The sequence below is a fragment of the Lysobacter niastensis genome (genome assembly GCF_015453285.1).
In the GTDB taxonomy this organism is placed as follows: domain Bacteria; phylum Pseudomonadota; class Gammaproteobacteria; order Xanthomonadales; family Xanthomonadaceae; genus Lysobacter_J; species Lysobacter_J niastensis.
Genome location: NZ_JADLZT010000012.1, coordinates 75903 through 95641, shown reverse-complemented (window position 1 = coordinate 95641; position 19739 = coordinate 75903). Strand labels below are relative to the sequence as shown.

Here is a 19739-nt window from a genome sequence, read left to right as displayed (position 1 = left end):
AGTTCCGGGCCTGCAGGAACCGCCGCGGCCCGTCGTTCGTTACAATGTCCGGCCCCGACGTAGCACGGTTCCCCGGACATGATCGTCCTCGAGGGCGCATCCGCCCTGTCGCCGTTCCGCCGCGAGCGGCTCCAAGCCCGCCTGCAAGCCCTCCATCCGTCCGTCCGCCTGCTCGGCGCATGGCATGTCTACTGGGTCGAACCCGAGCCCGGACAAACCCCCGACGCTGAAACGTTGCGGCGCATCCTGCAGGCCGCGCCCGCCGAGGCCGCGCGCGAAGCCGGTGCCGTCTCGCGTTACGTATCCCCGCGCCTGGGCACGCTGTCGCCCTGGGCCAGCAAGTCGACCGAGCTGATGCACGGCGCCGGCCTGCCGGTGAAGCGCGTCGAGCGCGGCACGCGGTTCGACCTGGCCGGCTGGCCGGGCGACGCGCCGACGCAGGGCGCGCTGGCCAAGGTGCTGCACGACCCGATGACGCAGTCGCTGCTGGAAGCGCGCGACGATGCGGCCGCGCTGTTCGCCGTGCCGGCGCGCGGCAGCCTGGAGCGCATCGCGCTGGCCGACCTGGAGAACGCCAACGTCCGGCTTGGCCTCGCCCTGGCCGACGACGAGATCGCCTACCTGCGCGAGCGCTTCGCCGCGCTCGGCCGCGAGCCGTCGGACATCGAGCTGATGATGTTCGCGCAGGCCAACTCCGAGCACTGCCGCCACAAGATCTTCAACGCGTCCTGGACGATCAACGGTCGTGAGCAACCGTTGTCGTTGTTCAGGATGATCAAGAACACGCACGCGACCACGCCGGAGCACACGCTCTCGGCCTACAGCGACAACGCCGCGGTGGTCGAGGGCTACGCCAGCCGCCGCTTCCGTCCCGATCCGCAGACCCATGCATACCGCGCCGAGGCGCAGGTCGATTCGGCGTTCGCGATCAAGGTCGAGACGCACAACCACCCGACCGCGATTGCGCCGTTCCCGGGCGCATCGACCGGCAATGGCGGCGAAATCCGCGACGAAGGCGCGACCGGCCGCGGCGGCCGGCCCAAGGCGGGCCTGTGCGGCTTCAGCGTTTCGCACCTGCGCATCCCGACGCTGCCGCAGCCGTGGGAAACGCAGCGTTCGCTCAACCCGCGCATGGCACCGGCGCTCGAGATCATGCTCGACGGCCCGATCGGCGCGGCGGCGTTCAACAACGAGTTCGGCCGCCCCAACCTGACCGGTTACTTCCGCAGCTTCGAGCTCGACGAAGGCGCGCACGCGCGTGCCTACGACAAGCCGATCATGCTGGCCGGCGGCCTCGGCGCGATCGATCGCGTGCAGGTCAAGAAGCTCGGCATGAAGCCGGGCGACGCGGTCGTGGTGCTCGGCGGTCCGGCGATGCTGATCGGCCTGGGCGGAGGCGCGGCGAGTTCGGTCGCCTCCGGCGAAAGCCACGAAGACCTCGACTTCGCCAGCGTGCAGCGCGACAACCCGGAGATGGAGCGCCGCTGCCAGGAAGTGATCGACCGCTGCGTCGCACGCGGCGAGGACAACCCGATCGCCACCGCGCACGATGTCGGTGCCGGCGGCCTGTCCAATGCGATCCCGGAATTGCTGCACGACTCCGGCCTCGGTGGCGTGATCGACCTGGCCAAGGTACCCAGCGACGATCCGTCGCTGTCGCCGATGCAGCTGTGGTGCAACGAGTCGCAGGAGCGCTACGTGCTCGGCCTGCCGGCCGACCGCATCGCCGAGTTCACCGCGATCTGCGAGCGCGAGCGCTGTCCGTTCGCGGTGGTCGGTTACGCGACCGCCGAGGAACACCTGGTCGTCGGCTACGGCGCGACGGTGGAAAACGCGCGCGAAGCCGGCCATGACTGGCCTATCGATTTTCCGATGGACGTGTTGTTCGGCAAGCCGCCGAAGATGCATCGCGACACGAAGCATCCGCCCGCCGCGCCGTGGCCGGAGCTGGATTGGCAGGGGCTGGACCTGCACGAGGCGGGACTGCGCGTGCTCGCGCATCCGACCGTCGCTGCCAAGAACTTCCTCGTCACGATCGGCGACCGGACCGTCGGCGGCCTGACCGCGCGCGACCAGATGGTCGGTCCGTGGCAGCTGCCGCTGGCCGACTGCGCGATCACGCTGTCGGGCTTCGACGGTTTCGTCGGCGAAGCGATGTCGATCGGCGAGCGCACGCCGCTGGCGCTGCTCGATGCCGCTGCCGCCGCGCGCATGGCCGTGGGCGAGGCCATCACCAACCTGTGCGCCGCGCCGGTGGAGTCGCTTGCGCGCATCAAGCTCTCGGCCAACTGGATGGCCGCCGCCGGACACCCCGGCGAGGACGCGCTGCTGTTCGACGCGGTCAAGGCCGTGGGCATGGAATTGTGCCCGGAGCTGGAGCTGAGCATTCCGGTCGGCAAGGATTCGCTGTCGATGCAGGCGCAGTGGCACAACGACGGCAAGCCGCACAAGTCGGTGTCGCCGGTGTCGTTGATCGTCAGTGCGTTCGCGCCGGTGGTCGACGTGCGCCGTCAGCTGACGCCGCTGCTGGTGCGCGACGAGGAATCCGAGCTGTGGCTGATCGGCCTGGGCGCCGGCAAGCAGCGCCTCGGTGGCTCGGTGCTGGCGCAGTGCTTCCCCGAAGCGAACGGCAACGGCACGCTGCCCGCGTTCGCCGGTGGCGTGCCGGACCTGGACAACCCGCAGCGCCTGCGCGACTTCTTCGAGCTGATCCGCGATGCGCGCGAAGCGGGTGTGCTGCAGGCCTACCACGACCGTTCCGACGGCGGTGCGTTCGCGGCGCTGTGCGAGATGGCGTTCTGCTCGCGCCTGGGCCTGGACATCAACCTCGATGGCTGGGGCGATGATCCGTTCCGCACGCTGTTCAACGAAGAGCTCGGCGCGATCGTGCAGGTCTCGAACGAGGACCGTGCCGAGTTCGCCGACCTCGTCGCGCGCCATGGCCTGATCGACTGCGCGCAGCGTATCGCCAGGCCGACCACGGCTCCCGCCGTGCGCGTGCGCGATGAAGGCAAGACACTGATCGAATGGCGCTGGGACGACCTGTTCGATGCGTGGTGGGCGACCACCCACGCGATGCAGAAGCTGCGCGACAACCCCGAGTGCGCCGACGAGGAACGCGCCATCGCGCGCGACTTCAACGCGCCGGGCATCAAGCCGAAGCTGGTTTTCGATCCGCAGCAGGACATCGCCGCGCCGTTCATCAATACCGGCGTGCGGCCGAAGGTCGCGATCCTGCGCGAGCAGGGCGTCAACGGCCAGATCGAGATGGCCGCGGCGTTCGACCGTGCAGGCTTCGAGTCGTTCGACGTGCACATGAGCGACCTCGTCAGCGGCCGCGTGTCGCTGGACGCCTTCAAGGGGCTGGTCGCCTGCGGCGGCTTCAGCTACGGCGACGTGCTCGGTGCCGGCCGCGGCTGGGCGACCTCGGTGCTGGAGCGTGGCGCGCTGCGCGATGCGTTCGCCGCGTTCTTCGAGCGCAGCGACAGCTTCTCGCTGGGCGTGTGCAACGGCTGCCAGATGTTGTCGCAGCTCAAGCCGATCATCCCCGGCGCGACGCACTGGCCGAAGTTCCTGCGCAACCGCAGCGAGCAGTTCGAGGCGCGCCTGGGCCTGCTGGAAGTGGTCGAGTCGCCGTCGCTGTTCTTCCGCGACATGGCCGGCTCGCGCATCCCGGTAGCGGTGGCGCACGGCGAAGGACGTGCCGAGTTCGACAGCACGCTCGACCAGACCGCCGCGCACGTGTCGCTGCGTTACATCGACGGCAACGGCCAGGCAGCGATGCAGTACCCGCTCAACCCGAATGGCTCGCCCGACGGCATCACCGGCCTGACCACCGACGATGGCCGCGCCACCATCCTGATGCCGCATCCGGAGCGCACGCCGCGCAGCGCCAACCTGAGCTGGGCGCCGCCGGAGTGGGGCGTGGACTCGCCGTGGATGCGCATGTTCCGCAATGCGCGGGCGTGGGTGGGCTGATTCCGCCGCCGCAAGGTTGAAAGAAAAAGCCGGGCCCGAAGGCCCGGCTTTTTTGTTGCCATCGCGCCGCTTACTTGAAGGAGAAGTTGGCGGTGTGCACGGAGCCGTCGATCAGCTTCACCTGGATCTGCCGGCAGGTGCCGGCCCACGATTTCTCGCTCTTCCAGACGTAGACGTACTGGTTTGCACTGGCGTCGTACTGCAGGCTGCTCTGGCCGGCGGTGACGGTTTCCAGCAACGGGTCCTCGTTCGAGCTGCAGCCCATCGGTGCGGACTTCGGATAGCCTGCGGCCATGATCGACATCCCCTGGTAGCTGCCCAGGCTGAACTTCAACGGGATCGCGCTGCCGGCCTTCGATGAGTTGAGCGTCGGCGCCATGTCGACCGGACGGAAGAAACCATTCCAGGCAAAGCTGACCGTGACCGGGAACGAGCCCTCGGCCTTGTTGCCCGCCTTGTCGGTCGCGCTGCAGCGCACCTGCGTCGTGCCGATGCTGAAGGTGCTGCCCGATTCCGGACCGCAGATCACCGGCACGGTGACGTCGACGATGTCCGACGCAGTCGGCTGCGGATAGTTCACCACTGCCGTTGCGTTGCTGCCCGCGGTGACATTGACCGGGCCGAGATAGCTGATGACCGGCCTGGTCGTGTCCTGCACCGTGACGGTGAAGCTTGCGCTCCCCGTGTTGCCCGAGCCGTCGGTGGACGAGCAGGCCACGGTCGTGGTGCCCAGCGCGAACGTGCTGCCAGAGGCCGGTGCGCAGCTCACCGCGACGTTGCCGTAGACGAGGTCGTGCGCGGAGGCCACGAAGGTCACCGTGGCGCCGTCGGGGGACGTCGCTTCGCGGACGATGGCCTCCGGCACGCTGATCGCAGGCGCCGTGGTATCGCGCACGGTCACGGTCTGGGTGGCAGTGCCGGTGTTTCCGGCCGCGTCGCGTGCGGTCCAGATGACCGTCGTTGCGCCGAGTGCGAATGCGGACGGTGCATCATGGGTCAACGACACGACACCGACTGCATCGGTGGCAGTGGCCTGCCCGATATCGACCTCCGTCAGCGGCCCGGTGGCTTCGACGACTTGGCCCGGCGGCGCCGTGACTGCCGGCGCCGTCGTATCGACCACGGTGACGACGAATCCGCTCGGCTTGCCGGCATTGCCCGCGGCGTCGCTGGCGGCGCAACTGACGTTGGTCGCGCCGATGGCAAACACGGAACCGGACGCCGGAGCGCAGGTGGAGACGCCGTCGCCATCGACGATGTCATGCGTCGCCGGACCGTCGAAGGTCACCACGGCGCCAGCCGGGCCGGTCGCTTCGACGCCGGGGATGTCCGCGTGCGGGTCGATCACCGGTGGCGTGGTGTCGTGCACGTTGACGAAGAACGACTTCGGCGTCGCGACGTTGCCCGCAGCATCGTGCGCCGAGCAGGTGACTTCGGTCTGGCCCAGCGCGAAGACGGTGCCGGAGACCGGCGAGCAGCTTGCGGTTCCGGTGCCGTCGACCGCGTCGTGCGTCTGGGGGCTGGTGTAGAAGGCCTGCGCGCCGGCCGCGCTGGTCGCTTCGAGCGGACCGACGTCGTCCGGCTGGTCGATCACCGGCGGCGTGCTGTCGCGGACGATCACGTTGAAGTAAGTCGGCTCGGCCGCATTGCCGGCCGTGTCGGATGCGTTGCAGGTGATCTCCGTTGAGCCCAGCTCGAACAGCGAGCCGGACGCGGGCAGGCACACCGCGGTGCCGGCGCCGCTGACCAGATCGATCGTGCCAGGCGGTGTGTAAGTGACGTCGGCGCCTGCCGCGCTCGTGGCCTCCGCGATGACGTCGTCGTGTGGCGCGATCACCGGCGGCGTGGAATCGACCACCGTCACCGAGAACTGCGATGTGCTGCGGTTGCCTGCGGCATCGGAGGCACGGCAGTGGACGATGCTCGTCCCGACCGGGAAGGTGGACCCGGATTGCGGCAGGCAGTTCGCGATGCCATCGCCATCGACGATGTCGTGCGTCGCTGGATTGTCGAAGGTCACCACGGCGCCGGTCGGGCCGGTCGCCTCGATGCCGGTGATGTCCTCGTGCGCATCGATCGCCGGCGCGGTGGTGTCGTGCACGGTGACAATGAACGACTTGGAGGCCGCGGCGTTGCCGTGATCGTCCGTTGCGGCGCAGGTGACGGTCGTGTCGCCGAGCACAAACTGAGTACCGCTCGCCGGCGCGCAGGTTGCGTCGCGCACGCCGTCGACGATGTCGGTCGACGTGGCGAAGTACTCGACAATTGCGCCGTCGGGCCCGGTGGCTTCGACACCGAACGCGAGCGGTACGTTGAGCACCGGTGCGGTGGTGTCCTGGATCGTGACGTTGAAGGCGCCCTGCGCGGAATTGCCTGCCGAGTCGCTGGCACTGCAGGTCACCGGCGTCGTCTTCACTGCGAACGTGCTGGCCGATGCCGGCGCGCACGAGAAGTTCGGGGCCGGCAGGCTGCCATCAACCGCGTCGAATGCCGAGGCCGTGTAAAGCACGACGTTACCGGCGGCCGACGAGGCCTCCTGCACGATGTCGGCGGGCAGGGTGAACACGGGGGCCGTGACGTCGCGGATCTGCACGGCGCACTCGGCGAAGGTGAAGGCACCCATCGCGTCGGTCGTGGTGAGGCGGAACGTATAGAAGCCGGCATCCTGGTAGCCGAGCGTTCTCGCCGGAACCGAAATTGAATTCGTCGCGAAGCCGCTCAGGTTGAGCTGCGGCCAGCCGCCGCTCCAGGCGTACGAGGCGATGCCGTTGTCGCCATCGCGGCTCGCGCTGCCGTTGAGCGCGATGGGCTGGCGCTCATTCACTGCGGACGGGCAGGTGAGCGCCGTCACGGGCGGGTCGTTGACCCAGCTGATGTTGACCGTGACGTCCTCGATGTCGGTATAGACGCCGTCGTTGACGGTGAGCCGGAACACCAGCGTGGCGCCATTGGGATAGGCAGTGTTCGGTGCCTGGAACGTGGCGCTGGGTGTGTGGATGTCGCTCAGGACGACCGCCGCACCGCTCTGTTGCGACCAGGTATATGAGAGCGGCTTGCCCTCGGGGTCGTTCGAGCCTGCGCTGCTCAGCGTCACCGTGACGCCCTCGTCGGCCACGGCGGGCGAGGCGCTGGCGGCGGCCACCGGCGGGTTGTTGACGATTACGTTGTTGCGGTCGACGACGTTCAGCGTGACCGTGTCGGTGAACGTGCCGACACAGCCGGGCTCCGTGCTCTGCACCCGCATCGTGACCGTGATGGTTTCGCCGGCGGTGCCGACATCGGGCACGGTGAATGTCGTCGAAGGCCCGCTTGTCGTGTTGAAGCTTCCGGCGGTCTGGCCGGTGCCTTGAGACCAGGTGTAGATCGCGTTCGGGCCGGGTTCGGGCTTCGACGAGGGACTGTTGTTCAGCGTGATCGTGTTGCGCCGGAAGTTGCCCGGCGAGGTTTCGATCGAATCCGGGAAGCCGTCATAGACCTGGCTGCCCTGGATCTTCACGCTCGGGTTCTTGCAGTCGTTCGCGGCCAATGCCGGCGTTGCGAATGCGCCCGCTGCCAGAAACACGAAGACGGCAAGGCCGCGGCGGCCGCCGTGTGCGGATGGAGCTTTCATGATGTTCCCCCTGTGTCCCCTGGCGCCTTCGCGACCCCCGGACGGGTGACGCTAGGAGCAGGTGACCAAGGGCGTCATCGCCCAGATGGATGAAACGCCGCCAGCGGCTCAATCGCCCAGACGGGCGGCCACCAGCGCCACGAGGCTGGCCTGGTTGTGGGTGGCGGTCTTGTGCATCGCCGCCTTGATCTGGCTGCGCACGGTGTGGATCGACTTGCCCGCGCAGCGCGCGAACTGGTCGAGCGAGCCCATCGCGTAAAGGCCGATCGCGCACTCGGCTTCCTTGCGGGTCATCAGGTATTCGTCGCAAAGCCGCTGAAGGCCGCGTTCGATCGACGCCTTCTCATGCAACTCGACCATCAGCACTTCCGACACCGGCAAGCCGGGGCCGGGACCGAAGTCCAGGGATTGGAGCTGCAACGTCGCGGCCAGGCGTTCTCCCTGGCGCAGCTCCACGACCTGCGCCAGGCCCGGGCCCGCAGTGCGGGCCTGCCGGACGGCCGCATGGAGCTGGTCGTCATGCGCGCGGTCGGCGAAGGACAACCGGCCGTCGCGCATCCGGACGATGCCCTCGCCCGCGAGTTGCCGGCGTGCGGCGGCATTGGCGTGCCAGACCTGGAGGGGCGATGCGGGCACCAGCAGCACGATCGGCTGCGGCAGCAGGTCCAGCGTCGCCGCGAGGCAGCGCGCCTGGGCGATCCAGTGCAACTGCTCCGGGCGGTCCTCGCGCCTGATGCGACGCTCTACCGCGCGGCGTCCCGCAAGCGGGCCCTTCGCTCCGTCATCCGCCATGGCCTTCCCCCTCGACCAGTGGCCAGACGATAGCGTCGTGCTCGCTCGCGTGTGAACACCCTGGGCGGTGAACCGGACGAATGGCGTGCCACGCGGCACGGAAGGCAAATGTCCACATTGCCGAGCAAACACCGTGGTTCCAGCTCATGGGCGGTGTTTCGTGAACAGGGTGCTGTCCGCCGAACTGGTAAAGTCGGGTCTTCTACGGAGGTCGGCCGAAGGGCTCAGCACAGACGTGAACGCAGTCCTATCCAGTGGGATCGAAGGCGGCTCCGACGAACGCATCGTCGCTGCGCTGCTCGCCAAGGGCCGGCTCAAGGATGCCGACCTCGTGCGAGCGCGGCGCCTGCAGGAGGAAACCGGCGGCAGCCTGCTGACGCTGCTGGCCCGGCTGGGTCTGGTCTCCGAGCGCGACCATGCGGAGACCGCGGCGGCCGTGCTCGACCTGCCGCTGGTCAGTGCCAAGGACGCTCCGGAACTGCCGCCCGAAGGCGTGGCGCTGACGCCGAAGTTCATGAAGCAGTTCGCGGTGTGCCCCATCGCCGAGGGCGAGACCACAGTCGACGTGCTGATGGCGGATCCCCAGGACGCCTACACGCTCGACGCGGTGCGCCTGGCGACGCAGCGTGAAGTGCGCCCCGCGGTGGCGCTTCGTTCGGAGATCGACGACCTGATCGAGCGCTGGTACGGCCAGGGCCGCAGCGCGATGGGCGCGATCATCGAGACCGCGGAAGGCGAGGGCGGTGGCGACCTGGAGGACGTCGAGCACCTGCGCGACCTCGCCTCCGAGGCGCCGGTGATCCGCCTGGTGAACCTGGTCATCCAGCGTGCCGTCGAACTGCGCGCGTCGGACATCCACATCGAGCCGTTCGAGAACCGCCTGAAGGTGCGGTACCGCATCGACGGCGTGCTCAACGAAGGCGAGAGCCCGCCGGTCAACCTCACCGCCGCCGTGATCAGCCGCATCAAGATCATGGCCAAGCTCAACATCGCCGAGCGCCGCCTGCCGCAGGACGGCCGCATCATGCTTCGCGTGCAGGGCAAGGAGCTGGACCTGCGCGTCAGCACGATCCCGACCGCGCACGGCGAGAGCGTAGTGATGCGTCTGCTCGACCGCGAAACCGTGGTGTTCGACTTCAAGCGACTGGGCTTCACCGACTACTTCCTGCCGCAGTTCCAGAAGGTGCTCGACCAGCCGCACGGCATCCTGCTGGTGACCGGCCCGACCGGTTCCGGCAAGACCACCACGCTGTACACCGCGCTGAGCAAGCTCAACACGCCTGACGTCAAGATCATTACCGTCGAGGACCCGGTCGAATACCAGATCGAGGGCATCAACCAGATCCAGGCCAAGCCGCAGATCGGCCTGGACTTCTCCCACGCGCTTCGTTCGATTGTCCGCCAGGATCCCGACATCATCATGATCGGCGAGATGCGCGACCTCGAAACCGCGCGCATTGCCATCCAGTCCGCGCTCACCGGCCACCTCGTGCTGTCGACGCTGCATACCAACAATGCCGCCGGCGGCATCACGCGCCTGCTGGACATGGGCGTGGAGGATTACCTGCTGACCTCCACCATCAACGGCATCCTCGCCCAGCGCCTGGTGCGCAAGCTCGAGCCGACGCATGCCGAGCGTTACCTGGCCAGTCCCGAGGAGATCGAGAAGTTCGGCCTGCGCCGTTACCAGCCGCAAGGCGACATCTACCTCTACCACGCACGCGGTTCGGCGATCGCGCCCACCGGCTACCTCGGCCGCACCACGATCATGGAGTTCCTGGTGATGAACGACGAGCTGCGCCGCGCGGTGATGCGCCATGCCGGCATGGGCGAGATCGAGCAGCTCGCCCGCCAGAGTGGCATGCGCACGATGTACGAAGACGGCATCGCCAAGGCCCTCGCCGGCGAAACCACGATCGAGGAAGTGCTGCGGGTGACCGAGGACGCATAAGCCCATGCCGCTGTACTACTACAAAGCCCTCAACAACCGCGGCGAGCTGCTCGATGGCCAGATGGAGGCCACGAGCAATTCCGAGGTGGTCGCGCGGCTGCAGGAGCAGGGCCATCTGCCGGTCGAGGCCAAGCTGGCGAGCGAGGTGTCCGGCGCATCGCTGTGGAAGGGACTGTTCAAGCCCAAGACATTCTCAGGGCCGAGGCTGGTGCAGTTCACTCAGCAGCTGGCGACGCTGCTCGGCGCGGGGCAACCGCTGGACCGGGCGCTGACGATCCTGCTGGAACTGCCTGAAGACGAAGCCGCGCGACGCACCATCGCCGACGTGCGCGATGCGGTGCGCGGTGGCAGTTCACTGTCGGCGGCACTGGAGCGCCAGCACGGGACGTTCTCGCGCCTGTACGTGAACATGGTGCGAGCCGGCGAGGCGGGCGGCAGCCTGCAGGAGACGCTGGCGCGGCTTGCCGACTACCTGGAACGCGCACGCGAGCTGCAGGGAAAGGTCATCAACGCGCTGATCTACCCGGCCATCCTGCTGGTGATGGTCGGCCTGAGCCTGCTGTTCCTGCTGGGCTACGTCGTGCCCCAGTTTGCCGCGATGTATGAAAGCCTCGACGCCGAACTGCCGTTGTTCACGAAGATCGTGCTGGGCGCGGGCATGTTCGTGCGCGACTGGTGGATCCTGCTGCTGGTGGCGCCGGCGCTCGCGTTGTGGTGGTTCGATCGCAAGCGTCGCGACCCCGAGTTCCGCGAACGCTTCGACGGCTGGCTGCTGCGCCAGCGCTTCGCCGGGCCACTGGTGGCCAAGATCGAGACCGCACGGCTTGCACGCACGCTGGGCACGCTGGTGCGCAATGGCGTGCCGCTGATCGCCGCGCTCGGCATCGGTCGCAACGTATTGGGCAACCGCGTGCTTGCGGCCGATGTCGAAGCCGCCGCGGGCGACGTGAAGAACGGCGTCGCGCTGTCGACGGCGCTCGGCCGGGGCAAGCGCTTCCCGCGCCTGGCCATGCAGATGATCCAGGTCGGCGAGGAATCGGGTGCGCTGGACGCGATGCTGGTGAAGACCGCCGAGACGTTCGAACAGGAAACCGCGCTGGCGCTGGACCGCATGCTGGCGGCGCTGGTGCCGGTGGTGACGATCGTGCTGGCGGCGGTGGTCGGCATCGTCGTATTGGCCGTGCTGACGCCGCTGTACGACCTCACCAGTGCGATTGGGTGAGCCGATGCGTTTGCGAACCATTGGTTCGCGCATCGGCGAACGCCCGGCCATGGATGGCCGGGCCGGGCTTTCCGAAGCCGGTAGTGCGTCGCCATGGAGGGCAGCAATTTTGTTGATCGGCGCCATGCGGCACTGCCGCGCATCGCGCTGAACGCCCGGCACGGATGGCCGGGCCGGAGTTTCCGAAGCCGGTAGTGCGTCGCCATGGATGGCTGCAGGATGGTTTGCGGCGCAGCGTGGGATGCGCGCGTAACCAGGAATCACGCAGGCGGGGCACCTCCCGCTCACGGAACTGAATACAAGCTGCCGCAGTCAGTCCATTGGCAGGATAATTCAGGTAAACAGGACTTTTCGAAGGAACTCCATCATGCGCAATCGCCGTTCGATCAATCGTTCCCCGTCCGCCGCCGCGCAGCGCGGCATGAGCCTGATCGAGATCATCATCGTGATCGTGCTGATCGGCGCGGTGCTGGCTTTCGTCGGCAGCCGCGTGCTCGGTGGCAAGGATCGCGGTGACTACAACATCGCCAAGGCGCAGGTGCAGACGCTGGCGGGCAAGGTCGAGTCGTTCCAGATGGACACCGGGCGCCTGCCGGCGTCGCTGGAGGAGCTGGTCAAGCAGCCTTCCGACGCCAGCGGCTGGCTGGGCCCGTATGCGAAGGAAGCCGAGCTCAAGGACCCGTGGGGCCATCCGGTCGAGTACCGCACGCCGGGCGAAAGCGGCGCGTTCGACCTCGTGATCCTCGGCAAGGACGGCAAGGCCGGCGGCACCAGCGTCGACGCCGACATCAAGTACCAGTAACCGAACAGCCTGGCCGGGAGGGCGGTCATGCGGTCGCGTGTCGCGGGCACATCGCTGCTGGAGATGCTGCTGGTGATCGCGCTGATCGCCGCGCTCGGCGTGCTTGCGGCCGCGGCCATGAGCGGCGGCTTTGCCGGCATGCAGTTGCGCTCGAACGCCAAGGAGATTGCCGCGCAGCTGCGCTACACGCGCACGCAGGCGATCGCGACCGGGCAGCCGCAGAAGTTCACGATCGATCCGCAGGCCCACGCCTGGACGGCGCCGAACAACCGTAGCGGCGAGATTCCTCCGTCGATGGGCGTGCGCTTCATCGGCGCGCGCGAAGTGCAGCCCCGGGCCGGCGAGGGCGCGATCATGTTCTTCGCCGATGGCGCCTCGACCGGCGGACGCGTGCAGCTGCAGATGCGCAGCACCGCCTGGAACATCGATGTCGCCTGGCTGACTGGCGAGGTGAAGATGCGCCGCGTCGAGGCCGACCGGCCGTGACGGCGCTGCGCTCCTCCTTCGCGCCGCGGCGCCAGCGTGGCTACACGCTGATCGAGGTGATCGTCGCCTTTGCGCTGCTCGCGCTCGGGTTGAGCCTGTTGCTTGGCACGTTGTCCGGCGCGGCCCGGCAGGTGCGCTGGTCCGGCGATGCCGGGCGCGCGGCGCTGCATGCGCAGTCGCTGCTGGACCAGGTTGGAGTCGGTGAACCGTTGCAGCCCGGACAAAGCGAGGGCGACATCGACGGCGGCCGCTACCACTGGGCGCTGTCGGTGTCGCCCTGGGTCGATGCCAGTGCCGCGGCCAGCAACCAGCCGCGCAGCCTGCAGGGCCCGCGCATGCTGGAGCTGGTGATGACGATGCAATGGGGCGACGGCGGTCCGCGCCAGCGCCTGCAGTTGCGCACGCTGCGCGCGGCGCCGCCCGACACCGGAGCCTCGTTGCCATGACGGCCTCCACACCGGGGAATCGCATCCAGGGCCGCGCACGGCACGCGCGCGGCTTCACGCTGATCGAAGTGATGCTTGCGACCGTGCTGCTGGCGGCGGGGCTGGCGCTGGCGTTCGCGACCTTGTCGGCGGCCACGCGCACCGCGACGCGTGGCGAGGCCATGGCGGAACGCAACGAGCGCGAGCGTGCCGTCGAGAACTTCCTGCGCAAGCGCCTCACTGCGATACGCCCGGTGCCGTTCGCGGTCGACACCTCCAGCGGATTGCCGCAGCGCTTCATCGGCGAGGCCGGGCGCATGCGCTTCGTCGCCGACCTGCCGGACTACCTGGGGCGTGGTGGTCCGTATCTGCACGACCTGGAGATCGGCGACGACGGACGCATCCGGCTGGCGCTGTCGATGGTGCTGGCCGGCCAAACCGTCGAGGAACGCGAACCGCGTCCACCGGAGCTGCTGGTGGAAGGCCTGGAATCGGCGCGGTTCCGCTACCGCACGCTCAACCAGGACGGCAGCCTCGGCGACTGGGAAGAGCGCTGGGAGACCACGGACCAGCTGCCGATGCTGATCGAAGTGACGATGACCGACCGCGACGGCCGCGTGTGGCCGCCGCTGGTGGTGGCGCTTCCGCTGTCCACGGCATCGGCGGGCGCGATCGTGGCTCCGCCACAGGAGAACCTGTGATGCGTGCGCCAGGGAATGTCCGGTCCAATGCACGAGGTGCCGCGCTGCTGCTGGTGTTGTGGCTGATCATGCTGATGGCCGCGCTGGTCGGCGGCTTCGCGCTGGCGGCGCGGGTCGAGCATATGCAGGGACAGGTCATGGCTCGCGGCCTGGTGGCCTCCTACGCTGCGCGCGCCGGTTTGGAATACGCGTTGACGCGAGTCGAGGACGAGGATCAGCGCCGGCGTTGGCGCCCCGACGGCAGCACGAACCGCTGGTCGTATGCGGGTGCGCAGGTCGAAGTCCGGCTCATCGACGAGAACGGCAAGATCGACCTCAACCAGGCGGATGCGTCGTTGCTGACGTCGCTGCTGATGCGTGTCGGCGAGGGGGAGATGGGACAGGAGCAGGCTGCGCGCCTGGCCGCGGCCATCGTCGACTGGCGCGATCCGGACCAGTTGACGCAGCCCGCGGGCGGCGCCGAGGATCGCGACTACGAGGAAGCGGGGCGGCCTTACGGGGCCAAGGACGCGGAGTTCGAAAGCACGGCCGAACTGGAGCAGGTGCTGGGCTTCACCCCGGAGCTGTATGCCAGCCTGGAGCCGTTCGTGACGGTCTTCAGCGGCCGCATGCGCCCGGATCCGGCGTTCGCTTCCGCTGAAGTGCTGGATGCCATGGGGTTGAACGGAAACGACGTGGTCACGCAGCGGCAGCGATGGAACCCGGAGTCCGGGTTGCCGCCGCCGGGGCTTCCTGGAGGGGAATCGCTCGTGGGCGAACGCAGCGGAACCTATAGTATCGAGAGCCGGGCGAAGCTGGCCGATGGGCGCGAGTCGTTGTTGCGGGCGGTGGTCCGCCTCGGCTCGGGCACTACGCCCGGCAGGATCTACACCCCGTTGCGTTGGGAAGAGGGAGCTTCACCCCGATGAGTTCATTGGCCGACCGCGTTGGCGGAATCCGCTGGCGAGATCGCCTGCCGAAAGGCGGGCGATGGCGTTATGGCGCGGGCGGATTCCTGGTGTGGTGGGGCCGTTCGCTCGCGGCGTGGCTGCCGGCGCGCGTGCGCCAGGTGCTCGGCCTCGACCGCGGCCGCCTGCTGTTGCAGGCCGTCGGCGACGACGTGCACCTGCGTCTGCAGCAGGGCGAGGACCTGCGTGAGCTGGCCGTCGTTCCCGCCGGCGCCTTCGACGAGGCCGCCGCCGGCCGCCTGCTGGGCTCGCGCCTGTCAGACCTTCCGCACTGGCTGATGCTGCCAGCCGCTGCCGCGCTGCGCCGGCGCCTGGTGCTGCCGGCCGCTGCCGGCGATCGCCTTCGCGACGTGGTCGGTTTCGAGATCGACCGGCAGACACCGTTCACCGCCGACGCCGTTGCCTACGATGCGCGCGTGCTGGGCCACCGCGAAAGCGACGGGCAGCTCGATGTCGAACTGGTCGTGGTGCCGCGCAGCGCCATCGAGCCGTTGCTCGATCGGCTCGGTCCGCTTGCGCAGACGCTGGCCGGCATCGACGTCGCCGCCGCCAACGGCATGCCGCTGGGCGTGAACCTGCTCGACCCCGCGCGGCGCCATCGCCGGAGCGATCCGTGGCAGCGCTGGAACCTCGCACTGCTCGCGGTTGCGTTGCTCGCACTCGCCGCGGGGATGGCGCAACTGCTGAACAATCGCCGCGCCGCGGCCGACGAGCTTGAGCAGCGCATCACCCGCAATGCCGACGCGGCGCGCCGCGCGGCCGTACAGCGCCAGCGACTGGCGGATCTGGTGGAAGGCCAGGCCTTCCTCGACCGCACCCGTGCCGCGCGTCCGACCGTGGTGGCGGTCATGGATGAATTGACGCGGCGCCTGCCCGACAGCACCTACCTGGAAAAGCTGTCGATCGAAGAAGACCGCCTGACCCTGATCGGCCTGAGCCGCGAGGCGCCGGCGCTGATCGGGCGCCTGCAGGGCTCGACGCTGTGGCGTTCACCGGCACTGACCGGCGCACTCCAGCCCGATCCCGCCAGTGGCCGCGACCGCTTCACCCTCACCGCAGAACTGGCCGGCACCGCGCCGGCACGCACGGAGCCCGCCAATGCCGCAAATCGCTGACCGCGATCGTTGGCTGGCGCTGGCGCTGCTGCTCGGCGTCCTCGCCGTGGCCTATGTGCTGCTGGTGCATCCCTGGTGGAGCGTGCCGATGCGCGAGGCCAACGAGCGCGTGCAATCGATGCAGGAGCGCGAGCTTCGCCAGCGCCTGCAACTGCAGCAGGCGCCCGAGGTGGCCAAGCGCCTGCTGCAGGCGCGCGACCCGGGCTTCCTGCCTGAAGCCAGTGCCGAACTCGCCACTGCCGCGCTGGTGCAGCGGCTGGAAACCATCGTCCGCCAGGCCAGTCCGGGCAACCGCAGCTGCGCGATCACCAACCGCTCGCCGATGACGGAACCGCGCCGCGATCGTTTCGCGCGCGTGGTGGTGCAGGTGAGGCTGCGTTGCGGCACGCCCGAACTGGCGGCCGTGCTGCATTCGATCGAGACCGGCACGCCGCGGCTGTTTGTCGGCAACCTCAACGTGCTCGCGCAGCGCTTCTTCTTCTCGCCAGGCACCGGCGCCACCGCCGGCCAGCGCGAAGGCGGGCTGGACGTGAGCTTCGATCTCTACGGTTACCTGCCGGCATCCGCCGCGGCGGCTTCGACGGAGGCCAACCGTGCGCGTTGATACGGCCATGCCCCGTACCTGGCTGCTGGCCGCGCTGGCAGGCTGGGCGGTGCTCGTGTGGTTGCTGGCGCTGCTCGGCATGGGGCGCCATGCCAGTTCGCTCGATCCCGACCAGGCGCAGTTGCCGCCGTTGCCGCAACCAAGCACGCGCGCTTCGACACCGGCACCGCCGCTGGGTCAGTTCGATCAGATCGTTTCGCGGCCACTGTTCTCCGACGATCGTCGGCCCAGGCCTTTCTCGCTGCAGGGCGATGGCGGCGCGGAATCCGCGCAGGCTTTCGACTTCGTCCTCAGCAGTGTGCTGATCACGCCGCAGGTGCGGCTGGCGATCCTGCAATCGCCCGATCGCAGCAAGTCGCTGCGGGTGAAGCTGGGCGAGGCCCCGGAATCGCAGCCGTCGTGGCGGCTGGCCGAGCTGAGCCCGCGCAGTGCCGTGTTCGAAGGGCCGGAAGGCCGCCGCACGATGGAGTTGCGCACGTTCGACGGCACCGGTGGCGAGCCGCCGACGGCGATCGCGCAGCCCGGCGCGACACCGGTCGGCCAGAGCGTGCGCGCGCCGCAGCAGCAAACCCAGCCGCAACCGCAGCCTGCCGCTCCCGTTCCGGCATCCGCGCGCGCCGCCGCCGCGCCTGCCGGCAACGCCGAACGCCCGGGTCAGCAGGGTCCGGCGATCGTCGCCGAACCGGGCAGCGCCGCGGAGGCGCAGGCCACCGACCAGCAGATGGAAGCGATCCGCAAGCGCATCGAGGCGCGTCGCGCGCAACTGCGCCAGCAACAACAGCAACAACAAAAGCAGCAGCAAACGACACCGCCGGCCCGGAATTGACAAGAGTGCCCGTATGAACCTTCGACACAGTGTCCACGCGCACTTCGCACCCACGCTGCTGGCGGCCGCGGTAGGCGCCATGCTCGCCGGCTGCGCCGGCGTGCCGACTCCCAAGGTGCGGCGAGATGCCGATCCGGCCACGCTTCAAGGCCCGACGACAACCGCAGGCGCGCCAGCCGGCACGACGACCACCGCGGGCGGCGTGCAGACGCAGCCGCTGGCGCAGGACGCTGGCGATGCGCGGCCGCAGATCCGCCGCGGCACGGGCCAGGTGATCAATCGCAGCGCGGCATCGTCGCCGCCGCCCAACCTGGGTGGCAGCACCGGCGAGGCCACGTTCAATTTCGAAGGCGAGTCGCTGCATGCCGTGGTCAAGGCGATCCTGGGCGACATGCTCGGCCAGAACTACGTGATCGCACCGGGCGTGCAGGGCACGGTGACGCTGGCCACGCCCAAGCCCGTCAGCCCGGCGGATGCGCTGAACCTGCTGGAGATGGTGCTGAGCTGGAACAACGCCCGGCTGGTGTATTCCGGTGGCCGTTACAACATCGTGGCTGCCGACCAGGCGCTGGTGGGCAATGTCGCGCCGCGCACCGGTCCGGCGGCGAACGCACGCGGGTTCGAGGTGCGCACGGTGCCGCTGCGCTTTGTGTCGGCCACGGAGATGGAGAAGATCCTCAAGCCGTATGCGCGTCCCAACGCGATCGTCGGCACCGACAATGCGCGCAACGTCATCTCCGTCGGTGGCAGCAAGGCCGAACTCGAGAACTACCTGCGCACGATCGCCATCTTCGACGTCGACTGGCTTGCCGGCATGTCGGTCGGCGTGTTCCCGCTGCAGTCGGGCAAAGCCACCAAGGTCGTGGCCGACCTGGAGAAAGTGTTCGGCGAGCAGAGCAAGTCGCCCGTCGCCGGCATGTTCCGCTTCATGCCGCTGGAGGGCGCCAACGCGGTGCTGGTGATCACGCCGCAGGCCAACTATCTCGACGACATCCAGCAGTGGCTGGACAGGATCGACAGCGCCGGTGGCGCGGTGCAGCTGTATTCGTACGAACTGAAATACATCAAGGCGCGCGAACTGGCTGAGCGCCTGTCCGACGTATTCGGCAGCAGCCGCAGCGGCGGCAATGGCGCCACGTCCAGCCAACCCTCGCTGATGCCCGGCCTGGAATCGGTCGAGCTGCAGGACTCCGGCAACGGCAGCGTCGCCACTCTCGGCAACGAAGGCGCCAACGGCGATTACGGCGCCACCAGCGGCACGGGCGGCGGCATGGAAGGTTCGCTGTCGCTGGGCGCACGCGAACAGGGCAACGCTGCCGTCACGCTCGACGTCAACGGCGACCGCGTCGGCGTGTCGGCGATCGAGGAGACCAATTCGCTCATCGTTCGCAGCAGCCCCTCCGCCTGGAAGTCGATCCGCGACGTGATCGATCGGCTGGACGTCATGCCGATGCAGGTGCACATCGAGGCGCAGGTGGTCGAGGTGCAACTGCAGGGCGACCTGCGCTACGGCGTGAACTGGTACTTCGAGCGCGCCGTCACCGACGCCGGCCTGCCCGACGCGGTCGGCCGCGACACCTGGAGCACGCTCGCCGGCAGCATCCAGCCCATCACCGGCAGTCCGGCCGGTCTGTCCTGGACCTTCCTCGGCCGCAATGCCGCGGCGGTGATCAGCGCGCTTGATTCGATCACCGACCTGCAACTGCTGCAGACGCCATCGGTGATGGTGCGCAACAACGCCGAGGCCACGCTCAATGTCGGCAGTCGCATCCCGATCTCGTCGGTGACGGTCAACCCGACCGGCACGGCCGACAACACCTACAGCCAGGTCCAGTACCTTGACACCGGCACGATCCTCAAGGTGCGGCCGCGCGTGGCCAAGGACGGCATGGTCTTCCTCGACATCGTCCAGGAAGTCAGTACGCCAGGCAGCCCGGCCACCGCCGATCCCAACGGCAACGTCCGCATCGACACGCGCAAGCTAAAGACCGAGGCGGCGGTGCAGAGCGGCGACACCGTGCTGCTGGCTGGCCTGATCAGCGACGGCGCCGAGCGCGGATCCTCGGGTTTCCCCGGGCTCAGTCGCATCCCGGTGATCGGCGGCCTGTTCGGTACGCAGCGTTCGCGCCAGTCGCGCAACGAGGTCATCGTGCTGATCACGCCGACCATCGTGCGCAACCCGCAGGAGGCGCGCGACCTCACCGACGAATACGGCCGCCGCTTCCGCGCGATGGAGCCGCTGCAGAGCAAGCCCCGGAGGCCCGGCCAGCAGTGACGTCG

At 68.7% G+C, this 19739-nt stretch carries 14 protein-coding genes; 12 read left to right on the top strand and 2 right to left on the bottom strand.

The features are described from left to right. The first annotated feature begins 78 nt into the window (after window positions 1-78). The gene (purL, locus tag IU514_RS18050) at window positions 79-3978 is read left to right on the top strand and encodes a phosphoribosylformylglycinamidine synthase (RefSeq protein ID WP_194932533.1); all 3900 of its coding nucleotides are present in this window, start codon (window positions 79-81) and stop codon (window positions 3976-3978) included. Window positions 3979-4048: 70 nt separating this feature from the next. Here the strand turns inward: purL and IU514_RS18045 are convergent, their stop codons facing one another. Both IU514_RS18045 and IU514_RS18040 read right to left on the bottom strand, forming a co-directional pair. Then, window positions 4049-7588 (bottom strand): HYR domain-containing protein, encoded by a 3540-nt coding sequence (locus tag IU514_RS18045; protein WP_194932532.1) that lies wholly within the window; start codon window positions 7586-7588, stop codon window positions 4049-4051. Window positions 7589-7696: 108 nt separating this feature from the next. After that, window positions 7697-8380, bottom strand: a complete 684-nt coding sequence (locus tag IU514_RS18040) for a helix-turn-helix transcriptional regulator (protein WP_194932531.1) — start codon at window positions 8378-8380, stop codon at window positions 7697-7699. A gap of 235 nt (window positions 8381-8615) precedes the next feature. Between IU514_RS18040 and gspE the strand changes: the two genes are divergently transcribed. The 11 genes from gspE (at window position 8616) to gspD (ending at window position 19734) form a co-directional block, all read left to right on the top strand. Continuing rightward, window positions 8616-10331 (top strand): type II secretion system ATPase GspE, encoded by a 1716-nt coding sequence (gspE, locus tag IU514_RS18035; RefSeq protein WP_194932530.1) that lies wholly within the window; start codon window positions 8616-8618, stop codon window positions 10329-10331. A 4-nt stretch (window positions 10332-10335) separates the two neighbouring features. Further along, complete coding sequence (gene xpsF / locus IU514_RS18030; RefSeq protein ID WP_194932529.1) at window positions 10336-11553, top strand: type II secretion system protein XpsF; 1218 nt, start codon at window positions 10336-10338, stop codon at window positions 11551-11553. A gap of 367 nt (window positions 11554-11920) precedes the next feature. Next, window positions 11921-12355, top strand: coding sequence for a type II secretion system major pseudopilin GspG (gene gspG / locus IU514_RS18025; protein WP_194932528.1), 435 nt, complete (start codon window positions 11921-11923; stop codon window positions 12353-12355). 27 nt (window positions 12356-12382) lie between these two features. Then, window positions 12383-12841 (top strand): type II secretion system protein XpsH, encoded by a 459-nt coding sequence (xpsH, locus tag IU514_RS18020; protein WP_228760847.1) that lies wholly within the window; start codon window positions 12383-12385, stop codon window positions 12839-12841. After that, window positions 12838-13287, top strand: coding sequence for a type II secretion system protein XpsI (xpsI, locus tag IU514_RS18015; protein WP_324187866.1), 450 nt, complete (start codon window positions 12838-12840; stop codon window positions 13285-13287). Before xpsH ends, xpsI begins: the two co-directional genes overlap by 4 nt. Then, on the top strand, window positions 13284-13967 hold the full coding sequence (locus IU514_RS18010) for a prepilin-type N-terminal cleavage/methylation domain-containing protein (protein WP_194932527.1): 684 nt from the start codon (window positions 13284-13286) through the stop codon (window positions 13965-13967). The genes xpsI and IU514_RS18010 overlap by 4 nt, the downstream gene beginning before the upstream one ends. After that, window positions 13967-14875 (top strand): type II secretion system minor pseudopilin, encoded by a 909-nt coding sequence (locus IU514_RS18005; protein ID WP_194932526.1) that lies wholly within the window; start codon window positions 13967-13969, stop codon window positions 14873-14875. The genes IU514_RS18010 and IU514_RS18005 overlap by 1 nt, the downstream gene beginning before the upstream one ends. Beyond that, complete coding sequence (locus tag IU514_RS18000) at window positions 14872-16029, top strand: PilN domain-containing protein (RefSeq protein ID WP_194932525.1); 1158 nt, start codon at window positions 14872-14874, stop codon at window positions 16027-16029. Before IU514_RS18005 ends, IU514_RS18000 begins: the two co-directional genes overlap by 4 nt. Further along, a complete protein-coding gene (gene gspM, locus IU514_RS17995) occupies window positions 16013-16633 on the top strand; it encodes a type II secretion system protein GspM (RefSeq protein WP_194932524.1) in 621 nt (206 codons plus the stop codon). Before IU514_RS18000 ends, gspM begins: the two co-directional genes overlap by 17 nt. 7 nt (window positions 16634-16640) lie before the next feature. Further along, window positions 16641-17459: a general secretion pathway protein GspN gene (locus IU514_RS17990; protein WP_194932523.1), complete on the top strand. Its 819-nt coding sequence runs from the start codon at window positions 16641-16643 to the stop codon at window positions 17457-17459. Window positions 17460-17538: 79 nt separating this feature from the next. After that, window positions 17539-19734, top strand: a complete 2196-nt coding sequence (gene gspD / locus IU514_RS17985; RefSeq protein WP_194932588.1) for a type II secretion system secretin GspD — start codon at window positions 17539-17541, stop codon at window positions 19732-19734. The last annotated feature ends 5 nt before the right edge of the window (window positions 19735-19739 follow it).